General features: G+C 67.9%; 17 protein-coding genes. 15 read left to right on the top strand and 2 right to left on the bottom strand.

Annotated features, from left to right (window positions below; all coding sequences use genetic code 11):
- The first annotated feature begins 13 nt into the window (after nucleotides 1-13).
- From PWF70_RS14110 to truB, 3 genes are read left to right on the top strand one after another with little or no spacing between them, the layout of a single operon-like run.
- On the top strand, nucleotides 14-1,003 hold the full coding sequence (locus PWF70_RS14110; protein WP_035754169.1) for a metallophosphoesterase family protein: 990 nt from the start codon (nucleotides 14-16) through the stop codon (nucleotides 1,001-1,003).
- Entirely contained in the window at nucleotides 1,000-1,656 is a 657-nt protein-coding gene (locus PWF70_RS14105; RefSeq protein ID WP_006359565.1) for a 4'-phosphopantetheinyl transferase family protein, read from the top strand. Before PWF70_RS14110 ends, PWF70_RS14105 begins: the two co-directional genes overlap by 4 nt.
- Before the next feature lies 1 nt (nucleotide 1,657).
- Complete coding sequence (gene truB, locus PWF70_RS14100; RefSeq protein WP_006359564.1) at nucleotides 1,658-2,578, top strand: tRNA pseudouridine(55) synthase TruB; 921 nt, start codon at nucleotides 1,658-1,660, stop codon at nucleotides 2,576-2,578.
- On the opposite strand, the gene PWF70_RS14095 is transcribed toward truB, so the two are convergent.
- The gene (locus PWF70_RS14095) at nucleotides 2,575-3,264 is read right to left on the bottom strand and encodes a metal-dependent transcriptional regulator (RefSeq protein WP_164905319.1); all 690 of its coding nucleotides are present in this window, start codon (nucleotides 3,262-3,264) and stop codon (nucleotides 2,575-2,577) included. The two genes, truB and PWF70_RS14095, sit on opposite strands and share 4 nt — an antisense overlap.
- 116 nt (nucleotides 3,265-3,380) lie before the next feature.
- On the opposite strand from PWF70_RS14095, the gene PWF70_RS14090 reads away from it, so the two are divergent.
- The 6 genes from PWF70_RS14090 to PWF70_RS14065 all read left to right on the top strand — a co-directional run bounded on the left by PWF70_RS14090 (nucleotide 3,381) and on the right by PWF70_RS14065 (nucleotide 10,449).
- Complete coding sequence (locus PWF70_RS14090) at nucleotides 3,381-4,352, top strand: bifunctional riboflavin kinase/FAD synthetase (protein WP_075863320.1); 972 nt, start codon at nucleotides 3,381-3,383, stop codon at nucleotides 4,350-4,352.
- Nucleotides 4,349-5,044, top strand: coding sequence for a hypothetical protein (locus PWF70_RS14085; RefSeq protein WP_006359561.1), 696 nt, complete (start codon nucleotides 4,349-4,351; stop codon nucleotides 5,042-5,044). Before PWF70_RS14090 ends, PWF70_RS14085 begins: the two co-directional genes overlap by 4 nt.
- A 77-nt stretch (nucleotides 5,045-5,121) precedes the next feature.
- Nucleotides 5,122-5,391: a 30S ribosomal protein S15 gene (gene rpsO / locus PWF70_RS14080; protein ID WP_005199046.1), complete on the top strand. Its 270-nt coding sequence runs from the start codon at nucleotides 5,122-5,124 to the stop codon at nucleotides 5,389-5,391.
- Nucleotides 5,392-5,833: 442 nt separating this feature from the next.
- Nucleotides 5,834-8,122 (top strand): polyribonucleotide nucleotidyltransferase, encoded by a 2,289-nt coding sequence (locus tag PWF70_RS14075; protein ID WP_042375766.1) that lies wholly within the window; start codon nucleotides 5,834-5,836, stop codon nucleotides 8,120-8,122.
- Nucleotides 8,123-8,211: 89 nt separating this feature from the next.
- Nucleotides 8,212-9,684: a putative nucleotidyltransferase substrate binding domain-containing protein gene (locus PWF70_RS14070; RefSeq protein ID WP_042375767.1), complete on the top strand. Its 1,473-nt coding sequence runs from the start codon at nucleotides 8,212-8,214 to the stop codon at nucleotides 9,682-9,684.
- Between the two features lie 6 nt (nucleotides 9,685-9,690).
- Nucleotides 9,691-10,449, top strand: a complete 759-nt coding sequence (locus tag PWF70_RS14065; RefSeq protein ID WP_006359558.1) for an NRDE family protein — start codon at nucleotides 9,691-9,693, stop codon at nucleotides 10,447-10,449.
- 19 nt (nucleotides 10,450-10,468) lie between these two features.
- Here the strand turns inward: PWF70_RS14065 and ald are convergent, their stop codons facing one another.
- A complete protein-coding gene (ald, locus tag PWF70_RS14060) occupies nucleotides 10,469-11,584 on the bottom strand; it encodes an alanine dehydrogenase (protein WP_035754170.1) in 1,116 nt (371 codons plus the stop codon).
- A 137-nt stretch (nucleotides 11,585-11,721) separates the two neighbouring features.
- Between ald and PWF70_RS14055 the strand changes: the two genes are divergently transcribed.
- From PWF70_RS14055 to nhaA, 6 genes are all read left to right on the top strand, one after another.
- The gene (locus tag PWF70_RS14055) at nucleotides 11,722-12,204 is read left to right on the top strand and encodes an Lrp/AsnC family transcriptional regulator (protein WP_006359556.1); all 483 of its coding nucleotides are present in this window, start codon (nucleotides 11,722-11,724) and stop codon (nucleotides 12,202-12,204) included.
- A gap of 58 nt (nucleotides 12,205-12,262) precedes the next feature.
- Entirely contained in the window at nucleotides 12,263-13,012 is a 750-nt protein-coding gene (gene dapB / locus PWF70_RS14050) for a 4-hydroxy-tetrahydrodipicolinate reductase (RefSeq protein WP_006359555.1), read from the top strand.
- A gap of 5 nt (nucleotides 13,013-13,017) precedes the next feature.
- Entirely contained in the window at nucleotides 13,018-13,557 is a 540-nt protein-coding gene (locus tag PWF70_RS14045; RefSeq protein ID WP_006359554.1) for a hypothetical protein, read from the top strand.
- Nucleotides 13,558-13,636: 79 nt separating this feature from the next.
- Nucleotides 13,637-14,101: a flavodoxin family protein gene (locus PWF70_RS14040; RefSeq protein ID WP_006359553.1), complete on the top strand. Its 465-nt coding sequence runs from the start codon at nucleotides 13,637-13,639 to the stop codon at nucleotides 14,099-14,101.
- Between the two features lie 215 nt (nucleotides 14,102-14,316).
- Nucleotides 14,317-15,702, top strand: a complete 1,386-nt coding sequence (locus PWF70_RS14035) for an HNH endonuclease (protein ID WP_187346504.1) — start codon at nucleotides 14,317-14,319, stop codon at nucleotides 15,700-15,702.
- Nucleotides 15,703-15,881: 179 nt separating this feature from the next.
- The gene (nhaA, locus tag PWF70_RS14030; protein WP_006359551.1) at nucleotides 15,882-17,198 is read left to right on the top strand and encodes a Na+/H+ antiporter NhaA; all 1,317 of its coding nucleotides are present in this window, start codon (nucleotides 15,882-15,884) and stop codon (nucleotides 17,196-17,198) included.
- The last annotated feature ends 1 nt before the right edge of the window (nucleotide 17,199 follow it).

Genomic DNA, 17,199 nt, shown 5'->3' with positions numbered 1-17,199 from the left:
ACGATGGATCCTCGTGGCAACTTTGTGGGCGATCAGCGATCTGCACGTCGCCCATCGGGGCAACGAGCACATCATCGACGAGATCCGGCCGACGTCGTCGGCGGACTGGCTCATCGTGGCCGGTGACGTCGCCGAACGCACCGACGACATCGTCGACACCCTGCGCCGCCTCCGGACCCGTTTCCACACGGTTATCTGGGTCCCGGGCAACCACGAGTTGTACACCACGGCCAAGGACCCGCTGCAGGTGTTCGGTGTGGCACGCTACGACTATCTCGTGCAGGCGTGCCGCGACATCGGCGTGGTGACCCCCGAGGACATCTACCCGCTGTTCGACCCGGGCGACGGCAGCGATCCGGTCCGCGTCGTCCCGATGTTCCTGCTGTACGACTACACCTTCCGGCCGGAGGGCACCGCCAATAAACTCACCGCGCTGGCGCTCGCGCGCGAGCGCAACGTGGTGGCCACGGATGAGTTCCTGCTCTCGCCCGAGCCGTTCCCGACCCGCGACGCCTGGGGTCGTGCGCGGATCGAGATCACGCGTCGCCGGCTGCAGGCCCTCGACCCGTCGGAGAAGACGGTCCTGATCAACCACTGGCCGTTGCGCCGCGAACCGTGTGATGCGCTCATCTACCCGGAGTTCGCGCTGTGGTGCGGCAGTGAGCTGACCGCGCACTGGCACACCGAGTTCAATGCGTCGTGTTGCGTGTACGGGCACCTGCACATCCCGCGCACCACCTGGTACGACGGCATCCGGTTCGAGGAGGTGTCGGTCGGCTATCCCCGCGAGTGGAAGCGGCGCGGCCTGCCGAACCCGTTGATGCGCAACATCGTGCCGGGTGACGGCCTCGGCGAGTCCGACCTCCCCGAGCACGGGGTGCGGTTCGACCTGCCGCCCGACTACGCCGAGCGTGCCGCGGAATTCCGGGCACGGGTGGAGCAGAGGCAGGCAGAGCGCCGGACGCGACAGGCGGAACGGCAAGAACGAAAGGGCGAGCAGTGATCGAACAACTCCTCCCATCCGGGGTCGCCTCGGCGGAGGCGTTCGACGATCCGCCCGGACTGATCGCGATGCCCGCCGAGCAGGCGCTCATCGGCAAGGCCGTGGAGAAGCGTCGCCGCGAGTTCACCACCGTCCGGCACTGTGCCCGGCAGGCGCTGGGTCAGCTGGGTTACGACCCGGTGCCGATCCTCAAGGGCGACAAGGGCGCCCCCATCTGGCCCGCGGGCATCGTCGGCAGCCTGACCCACTGCGACGGATACCGCGCCGCGATCGTCGCCCACGCGATGGGGGTTCGATCCCTCGGCATGGACGCCGAACCGCACGACGCGCTGCCCGACGGCGTCCTCGAGCACACCAGCCTGCCCGCCGAGCGAGAGGTCCTCGCGACCCGGCCGGCCGGACTGCACTGGGACCGCCTGCTGTTCTGCGCCAAGGAGGCCACCTACAAGGCCTGGTTCCCGATCACCAAGCGGTGGCTGGGATTCGAGGACGCCCTCATCACCTTCGAACAGACCGTGGATACGTCCGGGACGTTCGTCTCGCGCATCCTGATCGACCCGGCCGCCTCCGACGGCGGTGCTCCGGTGATCGAGTTCCACGGCCGCTGGCTCGTCGAACGGGGCATCATCACCACGACGATCGCGATGGTCTGACATGGCCGACGCAACCATCGAGAAGGCCGGCCTGCTCATCGTCGACAAGCAGGCCGGGATCACCAGCCACGACGTCGTGTCGCGGTGCCGCAAGATCTTCGACACCCGCCGGGTCGGCCACGCCGGCACCCTGGACCCGATGGCCACCGGCGTTCTCGTCGTCGGGATCGAGAGGGCGACAAAGCTTCTCGGCCTGCTATCGTTGACCACCAAGTCCTACACGGCGACCATCCGGCTGGGCGCCTCGACCACCACCGACGACCGCGAGGGGGAGATCCTCACCACCGCGGACGCCTCCGGTGTGACCGACGACGAGATCGCCTCGGGCGTCGCCGATCTCACCGGCGACATCCAGCAGGTCCCGGCGAAGGTGTCGGCGATCAAGGTCGACGGCCGGCGAGCGCACGCCCTGGTCCGCACCGGCGCCGACTTCGACCTCGAAGCCCGCCCGGTCACCGTGTCACGATTCGACGTGCTCGCCATACGGCGCGACGGCGACACCGACAACGGCACCCCGGGCGTGGTGGATCTCGATGTCGCGGTGGACTGTTCGTCGGGTACCTACATCCGGTCCCTGGCCCGTGACCTCGGCGCCGCACTGGGGGTCGGGGGACACCTCACCGCACTCCGACGCACCGCGGTCGGGCCCTTCACCCTTGAACACGCCCGCACGCTCGACGAGGTCCGCGAGGACGGCCGCGTCAGCCTCGACATCGACGAGGCCGTGAAGCTGTCCTTCCCGCGCCGCGACATCAGCGACGACGAGGCCGAATCCATCAGCCAGGGACGGTGGCTCGAGCCGATCGGCATGAAGGGCGTCTACGTGGTCGTCGACCCGCACGAGCAGGCCATCGCGCTGATCCAGGAGAAGGGCAAGCGGGCGAGTTCGGTGATGGTGGTACGACCCGCGACCCTGCGTTAGCGCGGGACGACGAAGATCGCGCGGGCGGCGATGTCGCCCAGGTCGATCGGCGCCGCGTCGTCGAGGGACACCGAGATGGTGCCGGCGAACGGCCGCTTCTCGGCGACGGTCACCACGCGGTCGAGGGCCACGCCCACCTCGTCGAAGTAGCGCAGCATCTCCGGATCGGTGTCGGAGATGCGTGCGATGCATCCCGACGCCCCGACCTCGAGGTCGGCGAGCAGGGCCGCGGCGGGAGTGGGGATCGAACCGTCGAGTGCGGGGATCGGGTCGCCGTGCGGATCCCGGTCGGGGAAGCCGAGTTTGGCGTCGAGCCGGGCCATCAGGCGGTCGGACACCGCGTGCTCGAGGATCTCGGCCTCGTCGTGCACCTCGTCCCAGCGGTAGCCGAGTTCACGGACGAGGAAGGTCTCGATGAGACGGTGGCGCCGCACCATGAGGATCGCGGCCTCGCGGCCGTGATCGGTGAGTGTCACCGCGCCGTAGGGCTCGTGGGAGACCAGACCCTGGTCGGCGAGCTTGCGGATGGCCTCCGACGCGGTGGACGGGGACACTCCGAGGGACTGGGCCAGCAGCTTGGTGGTGACCTTGACGTCCTCCCACTCCTGGCTGGTCCAGATGACCTTCAGATAGTCCTGGGTGACCTGTGACAGCTCGGTCACCGGACGGTCTGATCGCCATGGCATGGATCGAGCTTAGCGTCCCCTTGTCGCCTCGCCGACACCTCGTCGTCGGCATCGTGTCCGCTCGTAGGCGTGTGGCGGTGGTGGTTTGGAACTGGTGCTCCCCGTAGGCTGGTCGCGTGTTGCGATGGCGAGGTCTTGATGACATCCCCGCGGACTGGGGACGGTGCGTGGTCACCATCGGTGTCTTCGACGGTGTGCACCGTGGGCATGCCGAACTGATCCATGCCGCCACGAAGGCGGCGAAGGAACACGGGGTGCCCTCCGTGCTGATGACCTTCGACCCGCATCCGTCGGAGGTCGTGCGGCCGGGATCCCATCCGCCGCAACTGACCACGCTGACGCGACGGGCAGAACTGGCCGAGGAGCTCGGGATCGACGTCTTCTGCGTCATGCCGTTCACCCCGGAGCTCGCGGCCCGCTCGCCCAAGGACTTCGCCCACGACATCCTCGTGGAGACACTGCATGCCGCCGACGTGGTGGTGGGGGACAACTTCACCTTCGGACGCAAGGCCGCCGGCGATGTCGCGAAACTGACCGAGCTCGGCGCCAAGTTCGGCTTCGAGGTGCAGGCCATCTCGCTGTTCGGCGAACACGCGGTGACCTACTCGTCGACCTACATCCGGTCCTGCGTCGCCGCCGGCGACATGGACCGCGCCGCCGAGGCCCTGGGTCGCCCGCATCGGGTGGAGGGCGTTGTCGTCCGCGGTGACGGTCGCGGACGCGATCTCGGTTATCCGACCGCCAACGTCGCGCCGCCGATGTACGCCGCGATCCCGGCCGACGGCGTGTACGCGGCCTGGTTCACGATCCTCGGCGTCGGCCCGGCCGTCGGTGAGGTCGTCCCGGGGGAGCGCTATCAGGCCGCGGTGTCGGTGGGCACCAACCCGACCTTCTCCGGACGCACCCGCACGGTCGAGGCCTTCGTCCTCGACAAGAACGCCGACCTCTACGGCCAGCACGTCGCCGTCGATTTCGTCCACCGCATCCGCGGCATGGTCCAGTTCGACGGGATCGACGCCCTCATCGACGAGATGGGGAACGACGTCGCCAAGACCAGGGAGATCCTGGCGGCGGCCGAGACATCGTGAGCGCTCTCGGCAAGAGTCCCGCTCAGACGTCGGCGATCGCCGCGGCCCTCGCGTCGGTCGTGCTCGGCCTGGTGGTCGTGGCCGCGACGTTCATGCAATGGGTGGACCTCGCCGCGGTGGGACTCGCACCGCTCAACCCGAACGGTTTCGGCGTCCACGACGGGCGCTACGCGCAGACGCTCGGAACCCAGCTGACGCTCGGGTGGTTCACCGTCCCCCTCGGTCTGCTGATCATCGTCGGTGGTCTCGCCGCCCTCTACGGCCTCGTGCGGCGGGTGGGTGCACCCCACCCGGGTTTCGCCACGGTCGCCGGGGCAGGTGTCGGCGTCGTCGTCATGGCCGGGGCGGTACCCGTGCGGCCCCTCGGGCTGACGCTGCCGCTGGGGCAGATCGGGGCGACATCGGCGGCCGCCGACGTCGGTGAACCGACCGTCGGCTTGTTCCTGATGCTCGCCGCGGCCCTGACCTCCGTTGTTCTCGGACTGATCGGCGTCTCGCTGACCGGGCGAGGCGCCGAGCGTCAACCGGCCCGACGCCTGCTCGCCATCGCGATCGTCGTCGGTGCGGTCATCGGCGTGGTCGCCGTCGCCCTGGTGTGGTGGTGGCTCGGCCGTGACGCGGCCATCAGCATCCATGGACTCGGGCCGGTCCCGCACGGATTTGGGGCGGGCCCACTCCGGCAGGTAGCCTGATCAGTCGGTGTTGCTGCAGTCCGCAGTGGCGCACCGGATGTATCTGAGACGCGGCACTGAGAAACAGGAGTATCTCCATGGCTTTGACTGTCGAGCAGAAGAAGGAAATCCTCAGCGAGTACGGTCTGCACGAGACCGACACCGGTTCGCCCGAGGCCCAGGTCGCTCTGCTGACCAAGCGCATCGTCGACCTCACCGAGCACCTCAAGCAGCACAAGCACGACCACCACAGCCGCCGCGGTCTGCTGCTGCTCGTCGGCCGTCGTCGTCGCCTGCTGAAGTACGTCGCCAAGGTCGACATCAACCGCTACCGTTCGCTCATCGAGCGCCTCGGCCTGCGTCGCTGATCGCAGACCGCGACAACAGACTCACCACCGGCCATCTCCCGAACGGGAGGTGGCCGGTTTGTCATATTGAGGTATTGACACGGCGCGGTGATAGGCTGACAACGGATCGTTGCCGTGAACTGATGGCAGTGCGTGACGAGCCAGATCGGTCCTCGGTAGTGGCCGCCGGAACAATGGTTCCGGCCGCTTCGATCGAAGGCCGTCTGAGCACTCAACCGGGCGCGAAACGTCGCGCCATTCACCCGCTGCCGTATTTTCTCGGCGCGTTCTGGGTCGGTCCGATCCGCGCGTGCGACGAGCTCCACAGCACGACTGCACCGGCATTCGGTGCACGCTGCGCACCTCGCGATGACCACCCTCAACCGCACAAGCGGCCATCTCTGCGTGGCCGCGCATCACGACGGCCGCTAACGGCAGCCGCTACGAAGGGATTCCACCCCACATGACAGATGTGAACACCACCGAAGAATTCACCGACGAGTACGACGACGCCATCACCGAGGCCACCGCGATCATCGACAACGGGAGCTTCGGCACCCGCACGATCCGCTTCGAGACCGGACGCCTCGCCCTGCAGGCCGCCGGCTCGGTGACCGCGTACCTCGACGACGAGAACATGCTGCTCTCGACCACCACCGCGTCGAAGCACCCGAAGGAGCACTTCGACTTCTTCCCGCTGACCGTGGACGTCGAGGAGCGGATGTACGCCGCCGGCCGCATCCCCGGATCGTTCTTCCGTCGTGAGGGCCGTCCGTCGACCGACGCGATCCTCACCTGCCGTCTGATCGACCGCCCGCTGCGCCCGTCCTTCGTCGACGGCCTCCGCAACGAGATCCAGGTCGTCGTGACCGTGCTGTCGCTCGACCCGAACGACCTCTACGACGTCGTGGCCATCAACGCCGCGTCGGCGTCGACCCAGCTCGCGGGTCTGCCGTTCTCCGGCCCGGTGGGCGGCGTGCGTGTCGCGCTCATCCCGACCGAGGAGAACAAGGCCGGCCAGTGGGTGGCGTTCCCGACCGTCGAACAGCTCGAGGGCGCCGTGTTCGACATGGTCGTCGCGGGCCGTATCGTCAGCGGTGAAGGCGATTCCGCCGACGTCGCGATCATGATGGTCGAGGCCGAGGCCACCGACAACGTCATCGACCTGATCGCCGGCGGTGCTCAGGCGCCGACCGAGGCGATCGTCGCCGAGGGCCTCGAAGCCGCCAAGCCGTTCATCGCCCGCCTCTGCGAGGCACAGAAGTCGCTGGCCGCAGCCGCTGCCAAGGACACCGGGGAGTTCCCGCTGTACCCGCCGTACCAGGACGACGTCTACGAGGCCGTCGCCGCCGCCGCGACCGAGCGCCTCTCGGAGATCCTCACGATCCCCGGCAAGCAGGAGCGCGACGACAAGACCGACGAGCTCAAGGCCGACATCCTCGCCCAGCTCGGCGAGCAGTTCGAGGGTCGTGAGAAGGAGATCGGCGGCGCCTACCGTTCGCTGACCAAGAAGCTGGTGCGCCAGCGCATCCTGACCGACCACTTCCGCATCGACGGTCGTGGCATCACCGACATCCGCGCACTCTCCGCCGAGGTCGGCGTGATCCCGCGCGCCCACGGCAGTGCGCTGTTCGAGCGTGGCGAGACCCAGATCATGGGCATCACCACACTCGACATGGTCAAGATGGCGCAGCAGATCGACTCGCTCGGACCCGAGACGTCCAAGCGGTACATGCACCACTACAACTTCCCGCCGTACTCGACCGGTGAGACCGGCCGCGTCGGTTCGCCCAAGCGTCGCGAAATCGGACACGGAGCGCTCGCCGAGCGTGCCCTCATGCCGGTGCTCCCGAGCGTCGAGGACTTCCCGTACGCGATCCGTCAGGTCTCGGAGGCCCTGGGCTCCAACGGTTCCACCTCGATGGGTTCGGTCTGCGCCTCGACCATGTCGCTGCTCAACGCCGGTGTGCCGCTGCGCGCCCCGGTCGCCGGCATCGCCATGGGCCTGGTCTCCGACACCGTCGACGGCGAGACCCGCTATGTCGCACTGACCGACATCCTCGGCGCCGAGGATGCCTTCGGCGACATGGACTTCAAGGTCGCGGGCACGAAGGACTTCGTGACCGCTCTGCAGCTCGACACCAAGCTCGACGGCATCCCGTCGCCGGTGCTCGCGGGTGCGCTCAGCCAGGCCAAGGACGCCCGGCTGACCATCCTCGACGTCATGGCCGAGGCCATCGACGAGCCCGACGAGATGAGCCCGTTCGCACCGCGGATCACCACCATCAAGATCCCGATGGACAAGATCGGCGAGCTGATCGGCCCCAAGGGCAAGACGATCAACGGCATCACCGAGGAGACCGGCGCCAACATCTCCATCGAGGACGACGGCACCGTGTTCGTCGGCGCCTCCGACGGGGTGAAGGCACAGGCTGCGATCGACCGCATCAACGCGATCGCCAACCCGCAGCTCCCCAAGGTCGGCGAGCGTTTCCTCGGCACCGTCGTCAAGACCACCGCCTTCGGTGCGTTCGTGTCGCTGCTGCCGGGTCGTGACGGCCTGGTGCACATCTCGAAGCTCGGTAAGGGCAAGCGCGTCAACAAGGTCGAGGACGTCGTGAACGTGGGCTCCAAGCTCCGCGTGGAGATCGCCGACATCGACGAGCGCGGCAAGATCAGCCTCGTCCCGGTCGACGAAGAGGCCGACAAGGCAGAGGCCGCAGCCGCCGAAGCGGCCACCGCCGACGCCTGAGCCGTTCTGAACTGAGGTACCCATCGGGCCCGCCGTCCATCCGGACGACGGGCCCGATGTTCGTCCTCTTCGGCCTAAGATCTTCAGAGATGAACGGTCCGCCTGACCAGCTGACGGTCGCGCACCGCCGCGACGCCGCGCGCACACCCGCGTCGCGCACCGTGGCCGACCTGCTGCGAACCGCGCCGGTGATCGGACGGGCGGACATGACCGTGCGTCAGGCCGCGACGCTGATGACCGAGCGCGACCAGGACTACGTCGTGATCCCGCAGCCCGGCCACGGTCTCGGGCTGCTCACCGACGCCGACATCCGGGCGCGCGTCGTCGCCGCCGGACGAAACCTCGACACCCCGGTGGGGGAGGTCGTCGACGGTCCGGCGTTCGTCGTCGACGCCCGGACGTCGGCGATCGACGCCCTCACCGCGCTCGTCGACCGCGACCTCACGGTGATCCCGGTACGCGACGCCGACGGCACCGTCCTCGGCGTTGTCGGCGCGAGTGATTTCGTCGCCGACCCGGCCGGTTCGAGCATGCCGCTGCGCGAACAGATCTCACGGTCGCAGACGGTGGAGGAACTGCAGGGACACGCGCAACGCATCCCGCAACTGGTCGCCGATCTCGTGCGGCGCGATCGACCGGCACACGAGGTCACCCAGGTCGCCTCCCTCATCGTCGACGCCGTCGTGCTGCGGGGACTGCGGCTGGTCGTCGACTCCCGTCCCGACGTCGATCCCGCCGCGTACACCTGGTTGTCGCTCGGCAGCAATGCGCGTCGGGAGCCGGTGCTGAGTTCGGATGTCGACTCCGCGGTCGTGTTCGACGACTCGCTGGGAGGGTCCGAGCTCGACGGCTACCGTGGGGCTTTCGCGGAGCTCGACGACCTGTTGCGCGGTGCCGGCCTGACCGTGGACACCAAGGGCGCCGTCGCGTCGAAGCCGTTGTTCTCGCGGACCCGCAGCCAGTGGCAGACGGCGGCACGCGGGTGGATCGACACGCCGCTGGAAGACAAGGGGATGATCTTCACGTCGCTGATCCTCGACGGCCGGCCGCTGGCCGGGCCGCGTCGTGGTTCGGCGGCACCGACGCCGGGAGTCGAGATGATCGGCGCCCTGCGCGCCGACCCGCGCACCATGCGGTTGCTGCTCGAGGAGTCGTTGTCGACCAAGGCGCGACTGCGCTCGATGCGCGACGTCCTGACCCGGCGCCCGGGGGCGTTCGACGTCAAGGCCAATGCGCTGACGCCGCTGATCAACATCGCCCGCTGGGTGGCGTTGAGCGTCGAATCCACCGAGGTGAACACACGCGCGCGTCTCCAGGCGGCGTCGGGGAGCGCCTTGCTCACCGACGACGATGCGACGACGCTGACGGAGGTGTTCGACGTCCTGCAACGGGTGCGGTTGCGGTATCAGGTCGCGCAGTTCGATCGTGGCGAGACACCGACGGACGTGCTGGAGATGGGGCGGCTGTCGCCGCTGGACCGGAGCCTGGTGGCGCAGGCGGTGCGAGAGATCGCCGGTGTCCAGCGCAGAATGGCGGGTATGAGCCACTACCAGGTGAACTGAGATGCCATGTGCCTGATCCTCTTCGCGTGGAACGCACATCCCGAGCACCGGCTGATCGTCGCGGCCAACCGCGACGAGTACCACCGGCGGCGCACGTATGCGCTGTCCCGGTGGGATGAGCTGCCGATCATCGCCGGACGCGACGCCCTCGCCGGCGGCACCTGGATGGGTGTGTCCGCCGACGTCCCCGGCCGGGTCGCGATGGTGACGAATGTGCGGGTCGGTCCGCCCGAACGCGCCGGGGTCCGCTCGCGCGGGCAGTTGCCGGTGGACTTCCTTGACGGCGACGAGGACCCGAAGGTGTTCGCCGATCGCGTCGTGGAACAGGCCGCCGACTACGACCCGGTGAACCTGCTCATCGGTGATGCCACGGATCTGTGGTGGGTGACGAATCGACCGGCTCCGCACGCCGAGCGGGTGGCCGACGGCGTGCACGGCGTGTCCAACGGTGCGCTCGACAACGACTGGCCGAAGGTCGCCGACGGTACTGTTGCACTCCGTGACCTGATCTCCGCCGGCGCCTCCGACGACGACTACTTCTCGATGCTGGCCGACCAGGACCGCCCCGACCCGGTGCGGCTGCCCGACACCGGCGTCGGAGCCGAGTTCGAGGCGGCCCTGTCGTCGAAGTTCATCAACATCCCGGGATACGGGACGCGGGCGTCGACCCTGCTGCGCATCGGTCACGACGGCCACGGCGCGATCGTCGAACGCCGCTACGGGTACCGCGGGAAGCGGCGGGGAACCACCCGCATCGCCTTCTGAACGCGGGTGGCCGCGCTGATCAGTTGTGTGCGAACGGCATCGCCGCGACGGGGAGACCGAGCGCCTCGCCGACCTCGGCGGTGAACAGCTCGCCGCGATGGGTGCTCAGACCCGATGCCAGTGCCGGATCGGTGTCGCAGGCCTTCTTCCAGCCCTGATCCGCCAGGCGCAGCACGTAGGGGAGGGTCGCCCCGGTGAGCGCGTGCGTGGATGTGCGGGCGACGGTGCCGGGCATGTTGGCCACGCAGTAGAAGGTGGTGTCGTGCACGGTGAAGGTGGGGTCGGCGTGGGTCGTGGGATGCGAATCCTCGAAGCAACCGCCCTGGTCGATCGCGATGTCGACGAGAACCGCACCCGACTTCATCTGCGCGACAAGGCTGTTGGGCACCAGGACCGGCGCCTTGGCGCCCGGGACGAGGACGGCGCCGATGACCAGGTCGGCCTTCTTGACCGCGTCGTCGAGCGCGAGCTTGGTGCTGTAGCGGGTGTGGACGCGGCCGGCGAACCGGGCGTCGATCGCGCGGAGCTTGGCGATGTCGAGGTCGAAGACGGTGACCTGCGCACCCATGCCGACGGCGATCGTCGCCGCGTTGACGCCGCTGACCCCGCCGCCGATGACGACGACCTCGGCCGGCTCGGTGCCGGGGACGCCGCCCATGAGGACGCCGCGGCCACCCTCGGACTTCATCAGGTGATAGGCGCCGACCTGAGGTGCGAGCCGTCCGGCGACCTCACTCATCGGCGCGAGAAGGGGGAGCGCGCCGTCTGCGGTGCGGACCATCTCGTAGGCGATGGACGTGGTGCCGGAGGCGAGTAGCGCATCGGTGCACTCCTTGCCGGCGGCCAGGTGGAGGTAGGTGAAGATCGTCTGGCCCGCGCGCATGAGGTCGAACTCGGCGGCGATCGGTTCCTTGACCTTGAGCAGCAGATCGGCCTGGTCCCAGACCTCGGCGGCGGTGCCGAGGATCTGCGCGCCGGCGGCCTTGTAGTCGTTGTCGGTGATGGCCGACCCCTCACCGGCTCCCGCCTGGACGATGACGTCGTGGCCGCGGTGGTGCAGCTCGGCGACGCCCGCCGGGGTGACGGCGACGCGGTACTCGTGGTTCTTGATCTCGGTGGGGACGCCGACGCGCATCATGCTCCCTCTCTTGTCGAAGTTTGTGCAGAAAACCTGTCCTCAGGGTGAAGGAACTTCAGAAGGGACACAATGCGGGTGAAGAAGATTCTTGACCAGCCAAATCTGACGAAGATGTTTCTATCGAGGAGGGTTCGATGCCTGCCGCACCGAAGGATGTTCAGCCCGGAGAGCTCGACGCGACGGACCGTGAACTGCTGAAGCTCCTGCAGTCCGACGCGCGCATGCCCAACAGTGAGCTGGCACAACGCGTGGGGATCGCCGCGTCGACGTGTCACGGCCGCATGCGCAGGCTCGTCGAACTCGGTGTCATCCGTGGTTTCTTCGCCGACGTCGATCCCGCCGCCGTCGGTCGCCCGCTGCGCGCGATGGTGGCGGTCAGTCTCCAGTCCGATGCGCGTGGGCAGATCCGGCGCTTCGTCGGCGAGATCGCCGCGTACGACGAGGTGATCGACGTGTTCTTCCTCGCCGGCGCCGACGACTACATGCTCCACGTGGCGACCGCCGACACCGAGACGCTGCGCCAGTTCGTCGAGCGGCTCAACAGCCGTCGCGAGGTCGCGGGCACCACCACGTCGCTGGTCTTCGAGCATCGCCGCGGCGATGCGCCGATCTATTGAGAATGTCCTCGCCACTAGACTGAGACCCGTTGGCACGTCGAGATCGAAGAGGGTGGACATGAGCGGTATCACGGTGGGCGTCCTGGGCAGTCAGGGCAAGGTCGGGCAGGCGATCGTCACGGCGGTCGAGAAGGCCGACGACCTCACCTACACCGTGGGCGTGGACAAGGGTGACTCGCTGGAGTTCTTCTCCGACACCGACACCCAGGTCGTCGTCGACTTCACCCACCCCGACGTCGTGATGGACAACCTCAAGTACCTCATCGCCAACGGGATTCACGCCGTCGTCGGTACCACCGGTTTCACCGAGGAACGCCTCGAGACCGTCCGCGGCTGGCTCGCCGAGAACCCGAAGGTCGGCGTGCTGATCGCCCCGAACTTCGCGATCGGCGCCGTCCTGTCGATGCGTTTCGCCGCGCAGGCCGCCAAGTACTACGACTCGGTCGAGGTCGTCGAACTGCACCACCCGCAGAAGGCCGACGCCCCGTCGGGCACCGCTTACCGAACCGCCGAACTGATCGGCCGCGCACGTGCCGAGGCGGGCGTCGGACCGAGCCCCGATGCGACCACCTCCGAACTCGACGGTGCGCGAGGGGCCGTGGTCGACGGTGTGCACGTCCATTCGGTGCGCCTGGCCGGCCTCGTCGCCCACCAGGAAGTGCTGCTAGGGACCGAGGGTGAGACGCTCACCATCCGCCACGACTCGCTCGACCGGTCGTCGTTCGCGCCCGGTGTGCTCCTCGGGGTGCGCAGCATCGCGGACCGTCCGGGTCTGACCATCGGACTCGAAGAACTGATGGACCTCTGATCACCATGGTCGATGACGGCACTCACGACGAGGGCACCCACACCGGCGACACCGAGGGCGGCGCGCCGCAGCTGGGGCCGAAGAAGAAGGACGCGCGACCGATCGTCTGGATGATCGGGTTCCTCGTCGTGGCGCTGATCGTCTACTTCGTGCTGCTCGGCTGGCGTGGCTTCCAGCTCATCGCCACGGGGACCGCAGCGGGAATCGGGTTGGGGCTCGGTGTCATCGCCCTACCGCTCATCGGCGCCTGGCTGATCTACGCGACGCTCCGCGCAGGCCTGGAACACCAGAAGCTCGCCGCGATCATGGCCGAGGAGGGTCGCGAGCTCGACATCTCGAACCTTCCGCACCGCGCCTCCGGCCGCATGGAACGCGGCGCCGCCGACGAGCTGTTCGCCCAGGTCAAGGCCGAGTGGGAGGCCGATCCGAACGACTGGCGGAACACATACCGCATCGCCCGCGCCTACGACTACGCCGGCGACCGCCCCCGAGCCCGCGCGATGATGAAACGCGCGGTCGCGCAGTTTCACGGCAGCGAGCAGTAGGGACCCGGGAGGGCCAGATGGTTCTGCTCGAGGGTGCGAACGCGGCTGATAGGTTGCTGGCGTTCGCGGGGAGGTCGTGATGTCCGACGATGCCAAGCGACTCCTGATCGTTCACCACACGCCGTCGCCCCACTGCCAGGAGATGTTCGAGGCCGTCATCTCCGGTGCGACGGACCCGGAGATAGAAGGCGTCGAGGTGGTCCGTCGAGCCGCGCTGGCGGTGACCGCGAGCGACTTCCTGGAGGCCGACGGTTACATCCTCGGCACCCCCGCCAACCTCGGATACATCAGTGGCGCACTGAAACACGCCTTCGACGTCAGCTACTACCAGATCCTCGACTCGACGCAGGGTCGCCCGTTCGGTGCGTACTTCCACGGCAACCAGGGAACCGAGGGCGCGGAGAAGGCCCTCACCTCCATCACCACCGGCCTCGGCTGGGTGAAATCCGCTGAGTACGTGGTGGTTTCGGAGAAGCCGACCAAAGTCGACCGCGAAGCGTGCTGGGAGTTGGGCGCGACGGTTGCGGCGCAGCTCATGGGCTAGTGTCCTCGGCCGCGTCCCCTGGGCCGGCGGCTTCGTTCCTTTTCGCCTCGATCAACCCCCGTCGTCCATTGGCGCCGTGTGTTCCGCGGAACACTTGCGAGTCTGTGACCTGCAGAATTGTCGGTGCCCGGCGATAGCTTGTTCGTATACCTGTTCGAACTGGCTGGGGGGTCGGGATGTCTGTTACCGCGTTACGTGCCGAGGGTGTGTCGTCGATGTTCGATGGCGCGGATCCGAAGTCGTTGTCGGACGAGGTGCTCGAGGTTCGGGTGCTCGGTTACGCCGCACAGATCACAGCGTTGACGGCCGATCTTCTTGATTTGGTGGCGGAGTTGGATGAGCGGGAGTCGTGGCGGGGGCCGGGGATTCACTCACTGGCGCACTGGCTTTCCTGGAAGGCGGGGATTGCGCCGCGGACGGCGCACGAACAGGTGCGGGTCGCGAAGGCATTGCGCGAGCTCCCGCTGATCCGGCAGCACTTCAGCGAAGGTCGGCTGACGTATTCCAAGGTGCGAGCGTTGACGCGGGTGGCCACGCCGATGCGGGAGCCGGAGTTGGTGAATCTGGCGTTGTCGTGCACGGCGTCGCAGCTGGAGAAGGCGGTGCGGGCGATGCGGCAGATCGACCGGGGCTACAGCGATGGTGGGGAGTTGACGCCGCCGGCGGAGTCGTCGGCTCGGTGGAAGTGGAATGCGGATGGATCGTTGTCGGTGTCGATGACACTGACGCCTCTTGATGGGGCGCGGTTTCTGGCGGGGACGGTGCGCGCGGAGTATGAACGCGCCCGCACGATGGGCGATCCGGACCTGCCGAGTGTTCCGCGGAACACTCCCGGCGAACTGGAAACCGAATCCGGGGAGACGGATTCGGAGGTGAAGCCGGCGAATCGTCGGGATCTGTGGCGAAACGTACCGTCAAATATTGCTGCGGCGGTGGTGGCGATGGCCGATGCGGTGCATGAGGGAATCGCGATGCCCGACCTCGCTCCCGGGGCCGAGATCTTGATCCATGTCGGAGACGGGGTGGAGCATGCGCATCTGGATGACGGTCCGGCGTTGTCGGAGGCCGAGGTAGAGGAAGCGGCGTGTGGTGCGTCGTTGCGGGAAGCGTTGTCCCGCCGGGTGGCGGGGAGTCCGGGGAAGCGGGCGTTGTTGGGGTTGGGGCGCAAGCAGCGGGCTCCGTCCAAGGCGATGATTCGGGCGTTGTTCCTGCGGGATCGGTGTTGTCAGACGCCGGGATGTGGGCGGACGCGGCATCTGCATGCGCATCATGTGGTGTTCTGGTCGGCCGGTGGGGAGACCGAGTTGGACAACCTGATTCTGTTGTGCGGCTCGTGTCATCGAGCATTGCATCGGGGCGAGTTTGCGATCAAGGGACTTGGGCAGCAACGGTTTTCGTTCCATATGTCCGATGGTTCGGTGATTCAGTCGAGTCCACCGACAGGCGCGTCCGGACAATGGCGACCGGACGGACGGATTGCCGCGGGTGCGACGGTGCCGATCGGTGGCGGGAAGCTCGATCTCGGGTACGCCACCGAGGTGATCTACGCGGTGTGGGAATGGAAGGAGCGCCAGTCGACGGCCAATCCTGCGGCTGCTTGATTCCGGCCGGCCCGCCCAGAGTGCAGAGCGTTCCGCGGAACGCTCGTGACGCCGATTGTCCGGTGCGCTGTTAAGCTTTCTCCCGGAGTGCCGGGAAGTCTGGTCGGCTGCGTGTTTGTCGTTGGTCGTGATCCGCGGTCGGCGGCGACGCGTACGTTGCCGCACCACTGAGGACGACCATGCACTCACTTCAGCACCCTGAACCGAAACCACGCCTGTTCGCGCGAGGCTCCTGGCCGGAGACCTCCCGCATCACCGACATCCTCCGCAAGGAAACCGTCGGCGGGATGCTCCTCCTCGTTGCCACCGTGGCGGCGTTGGCGTGGGCGAACTCCCCATGGTCGGCGGCGTACTTCGATCTCGCCGATGTTCGAGTCGGTACCGACGCCCTCGGCCTGCACCTCGACCTCACCCTCGCCACCTGGGCGGCCGACGGCCTCCTCGCGATCTTCTTCTTCATCGTCGGCCTGGAGTTGAAGCGAGAATTCGTCGCCGGCGACCTGCGTGACCCCGCCCGGGCCGCGCTGCCGGTGGTCGCCGCCATCGGGGGCATGGCGGTACCGGCCGTCATCTTCGTCGCATTCACCGCACGAGCCGGCGACGGCGCAGTACAGGGGTGGGCCATCCCGACGGCCACCGACATCGCCTTCGCGGTCGCGGTGCTGGCGGTGATCTCCACACACCTGCCCGCGGCGCTGCGTACCTTCCTCCTGACCCTGGCAGTGGTCGACGACCTGCTCGCGATCACCGTCATCGCGGTGTTCTACAGCGACACGATCAACGGCTCGGCCCTGGCGCTCGCGCTGCTGCCACTCGCGGCGTTCGCGATCTGTGTACAGCGGGGGATACGCGCCTGGTGGATCCTGCTTCCGCTCGCGGTGCTGACATGGGCGTTCGTCCACGAGTCAGGAGTGCACGCAACCGTCGCGGGGGTGTTGCTCGGGTTCACCGTCCCGGTCCTGCACCGGATATCCGACGACTCGGCCAAGCCAGGTCTCGCCGAACAGTTCGAGCACCGGATCAGGCCCCTCTCAGCAGGTTTCGCGGTCCCGGTGTTCGCCTTCTTCGCCGCAGGCGTCGCCATCGGCGGGCTCGACGGTCTCCGCGACGCCCTCGGCGATCCCATCGCGCTCGGCATCGTCTTCGGGCTCGTCATCGGCAAGGTGGTGGGGATCGTCGGCACCAGCGCCCTGCTGGCCACCTTCACCCGCGCATCGCTCGACGCCGACGTGCGGTGGATCGACGTGGTCGGCGTCGCGATGCTGGCCGGAATCGGATTCACGGTGTCGCTACTCATCGGTGACCTCGCCTACGAATCGGGCACCGAACGCGACGAGCTGGTGAAGATCGGGGTCCTGGCCGGCTCCCTCATCTCCGCGTCGGCGGCCGCGGTTCTCCTTCGCCTACGAAATCGTCACTACCGCGCAGTCGCTCGCGAAGAGTCGCGTGACGACGACCACGACGGAATACCCGACGTCTACCAGCGAGAGCAGTGAC

It is taken from the genome of Gordonia sp. Swx-4 (genome assembly GCF_030316175.1).
GTDB lineage: Bacteria > Actinomycetota > Actinomycetes > Mycobacteriales > Mycobacteriaceae > Gordonia > Gordonia alkanivorans.
Note: the sequence above shows the minus strand (reverse complement) of the source record. Positions and strands in the feature narration are given on the sequence as shown.

Excerpts from the sequence above, each read along its gene's own strand:
- truB (WP_006359564.1), top strand. The coding sequence starts at position 1,658 with ATGGCCGACGCAACCATCGAGAAGGCCGGCCTGCTCATCGTCGACAAG.
- PWF70_RS14095 (WP_164905319.1), bottom strand. The coding sequence starts at position 3,264 with ATGCCATGGCGATCAGACCGTCCGGTGACCGAGCTGTCACAGGTCACC.
- rpsO (WP_005199046.1), top strand. The coding sequence starts at position 5,122 with ATGGCTTTGACTGTCGAGCAGAAGAAGGAAATCCTCAGCGAGTACGGT.
- PWF70_RS14075 (WP_042375766.1), top strand. The coding sequence starts at position 5,834 with ATGACAGATGTGAACACCACCGAAGAATTCACCGACGAGTACGACGAC.
- PWF70_RS14070 (WP_042375767.1), top strand. The coding sequence starts at position 8,212 with ATGAACGGTCCGCCTGACCAGCTGACGGTCGCGCACCGCCGCGACGCC.
- PWF70_RS14065 (WP_006359558.1), top strand. The coding sequence starts at position 9,691 with ATGTGCCTGATCCTCTTCGCGTGGAACGCACATCCCGAGCACCGGCTG.
- ald (WP_035754170.1), bottom strand. The coding sequence starts at position 11,584 with ATGCGCGTCGGCGTCCCCACCGAGATCAAGAACCACGAGTACCGCGTC.
- PWF70_RS14055 (WP_006359556.1), top strand. The coding sequence starts at position 11,722 with ATGCCTGCCGCACCGAAGGATGTTCAGCCCGGAGAGCTCGACGCGACG.
- dapB (WP_006359555.1), top strand. The coding sequence starts at position 12,263 with ATGAGCGGTATCACGGTGGGCGTCCTGGGCAGTCAGGGCAAGGTCGGG.
- PWF70_RS14045 (WP_006359554.1), top strand. The coding sequence starts at position 13,018 with ATGGTCGATGACGGCACTCACGACGAGGGCACCCACACCGGCGACACC.
- PWF70_RS14040 (WP_006359553.1), top strand. The coding sequence starts at position 13,637 with ATGTCCGACGATGCCAAGCGACTCCTGATCGTTCACCACACGCCGTCG.
- PWF70_RS14035 (WP_187346504.1), top strand. The coding sequence starts at position 14,317 with ATGTTCGATGGCGCGGATCCGAAGTCGTTGTCGGACGAGGTGCTCGAG.
- nhaA (WP_006359551.1), top strand. The coding sequence starts at position 15,882 with ATGCACTCACTTCAGCACCCTGAACCGAAACCACGCCTGTTCGCGCGA.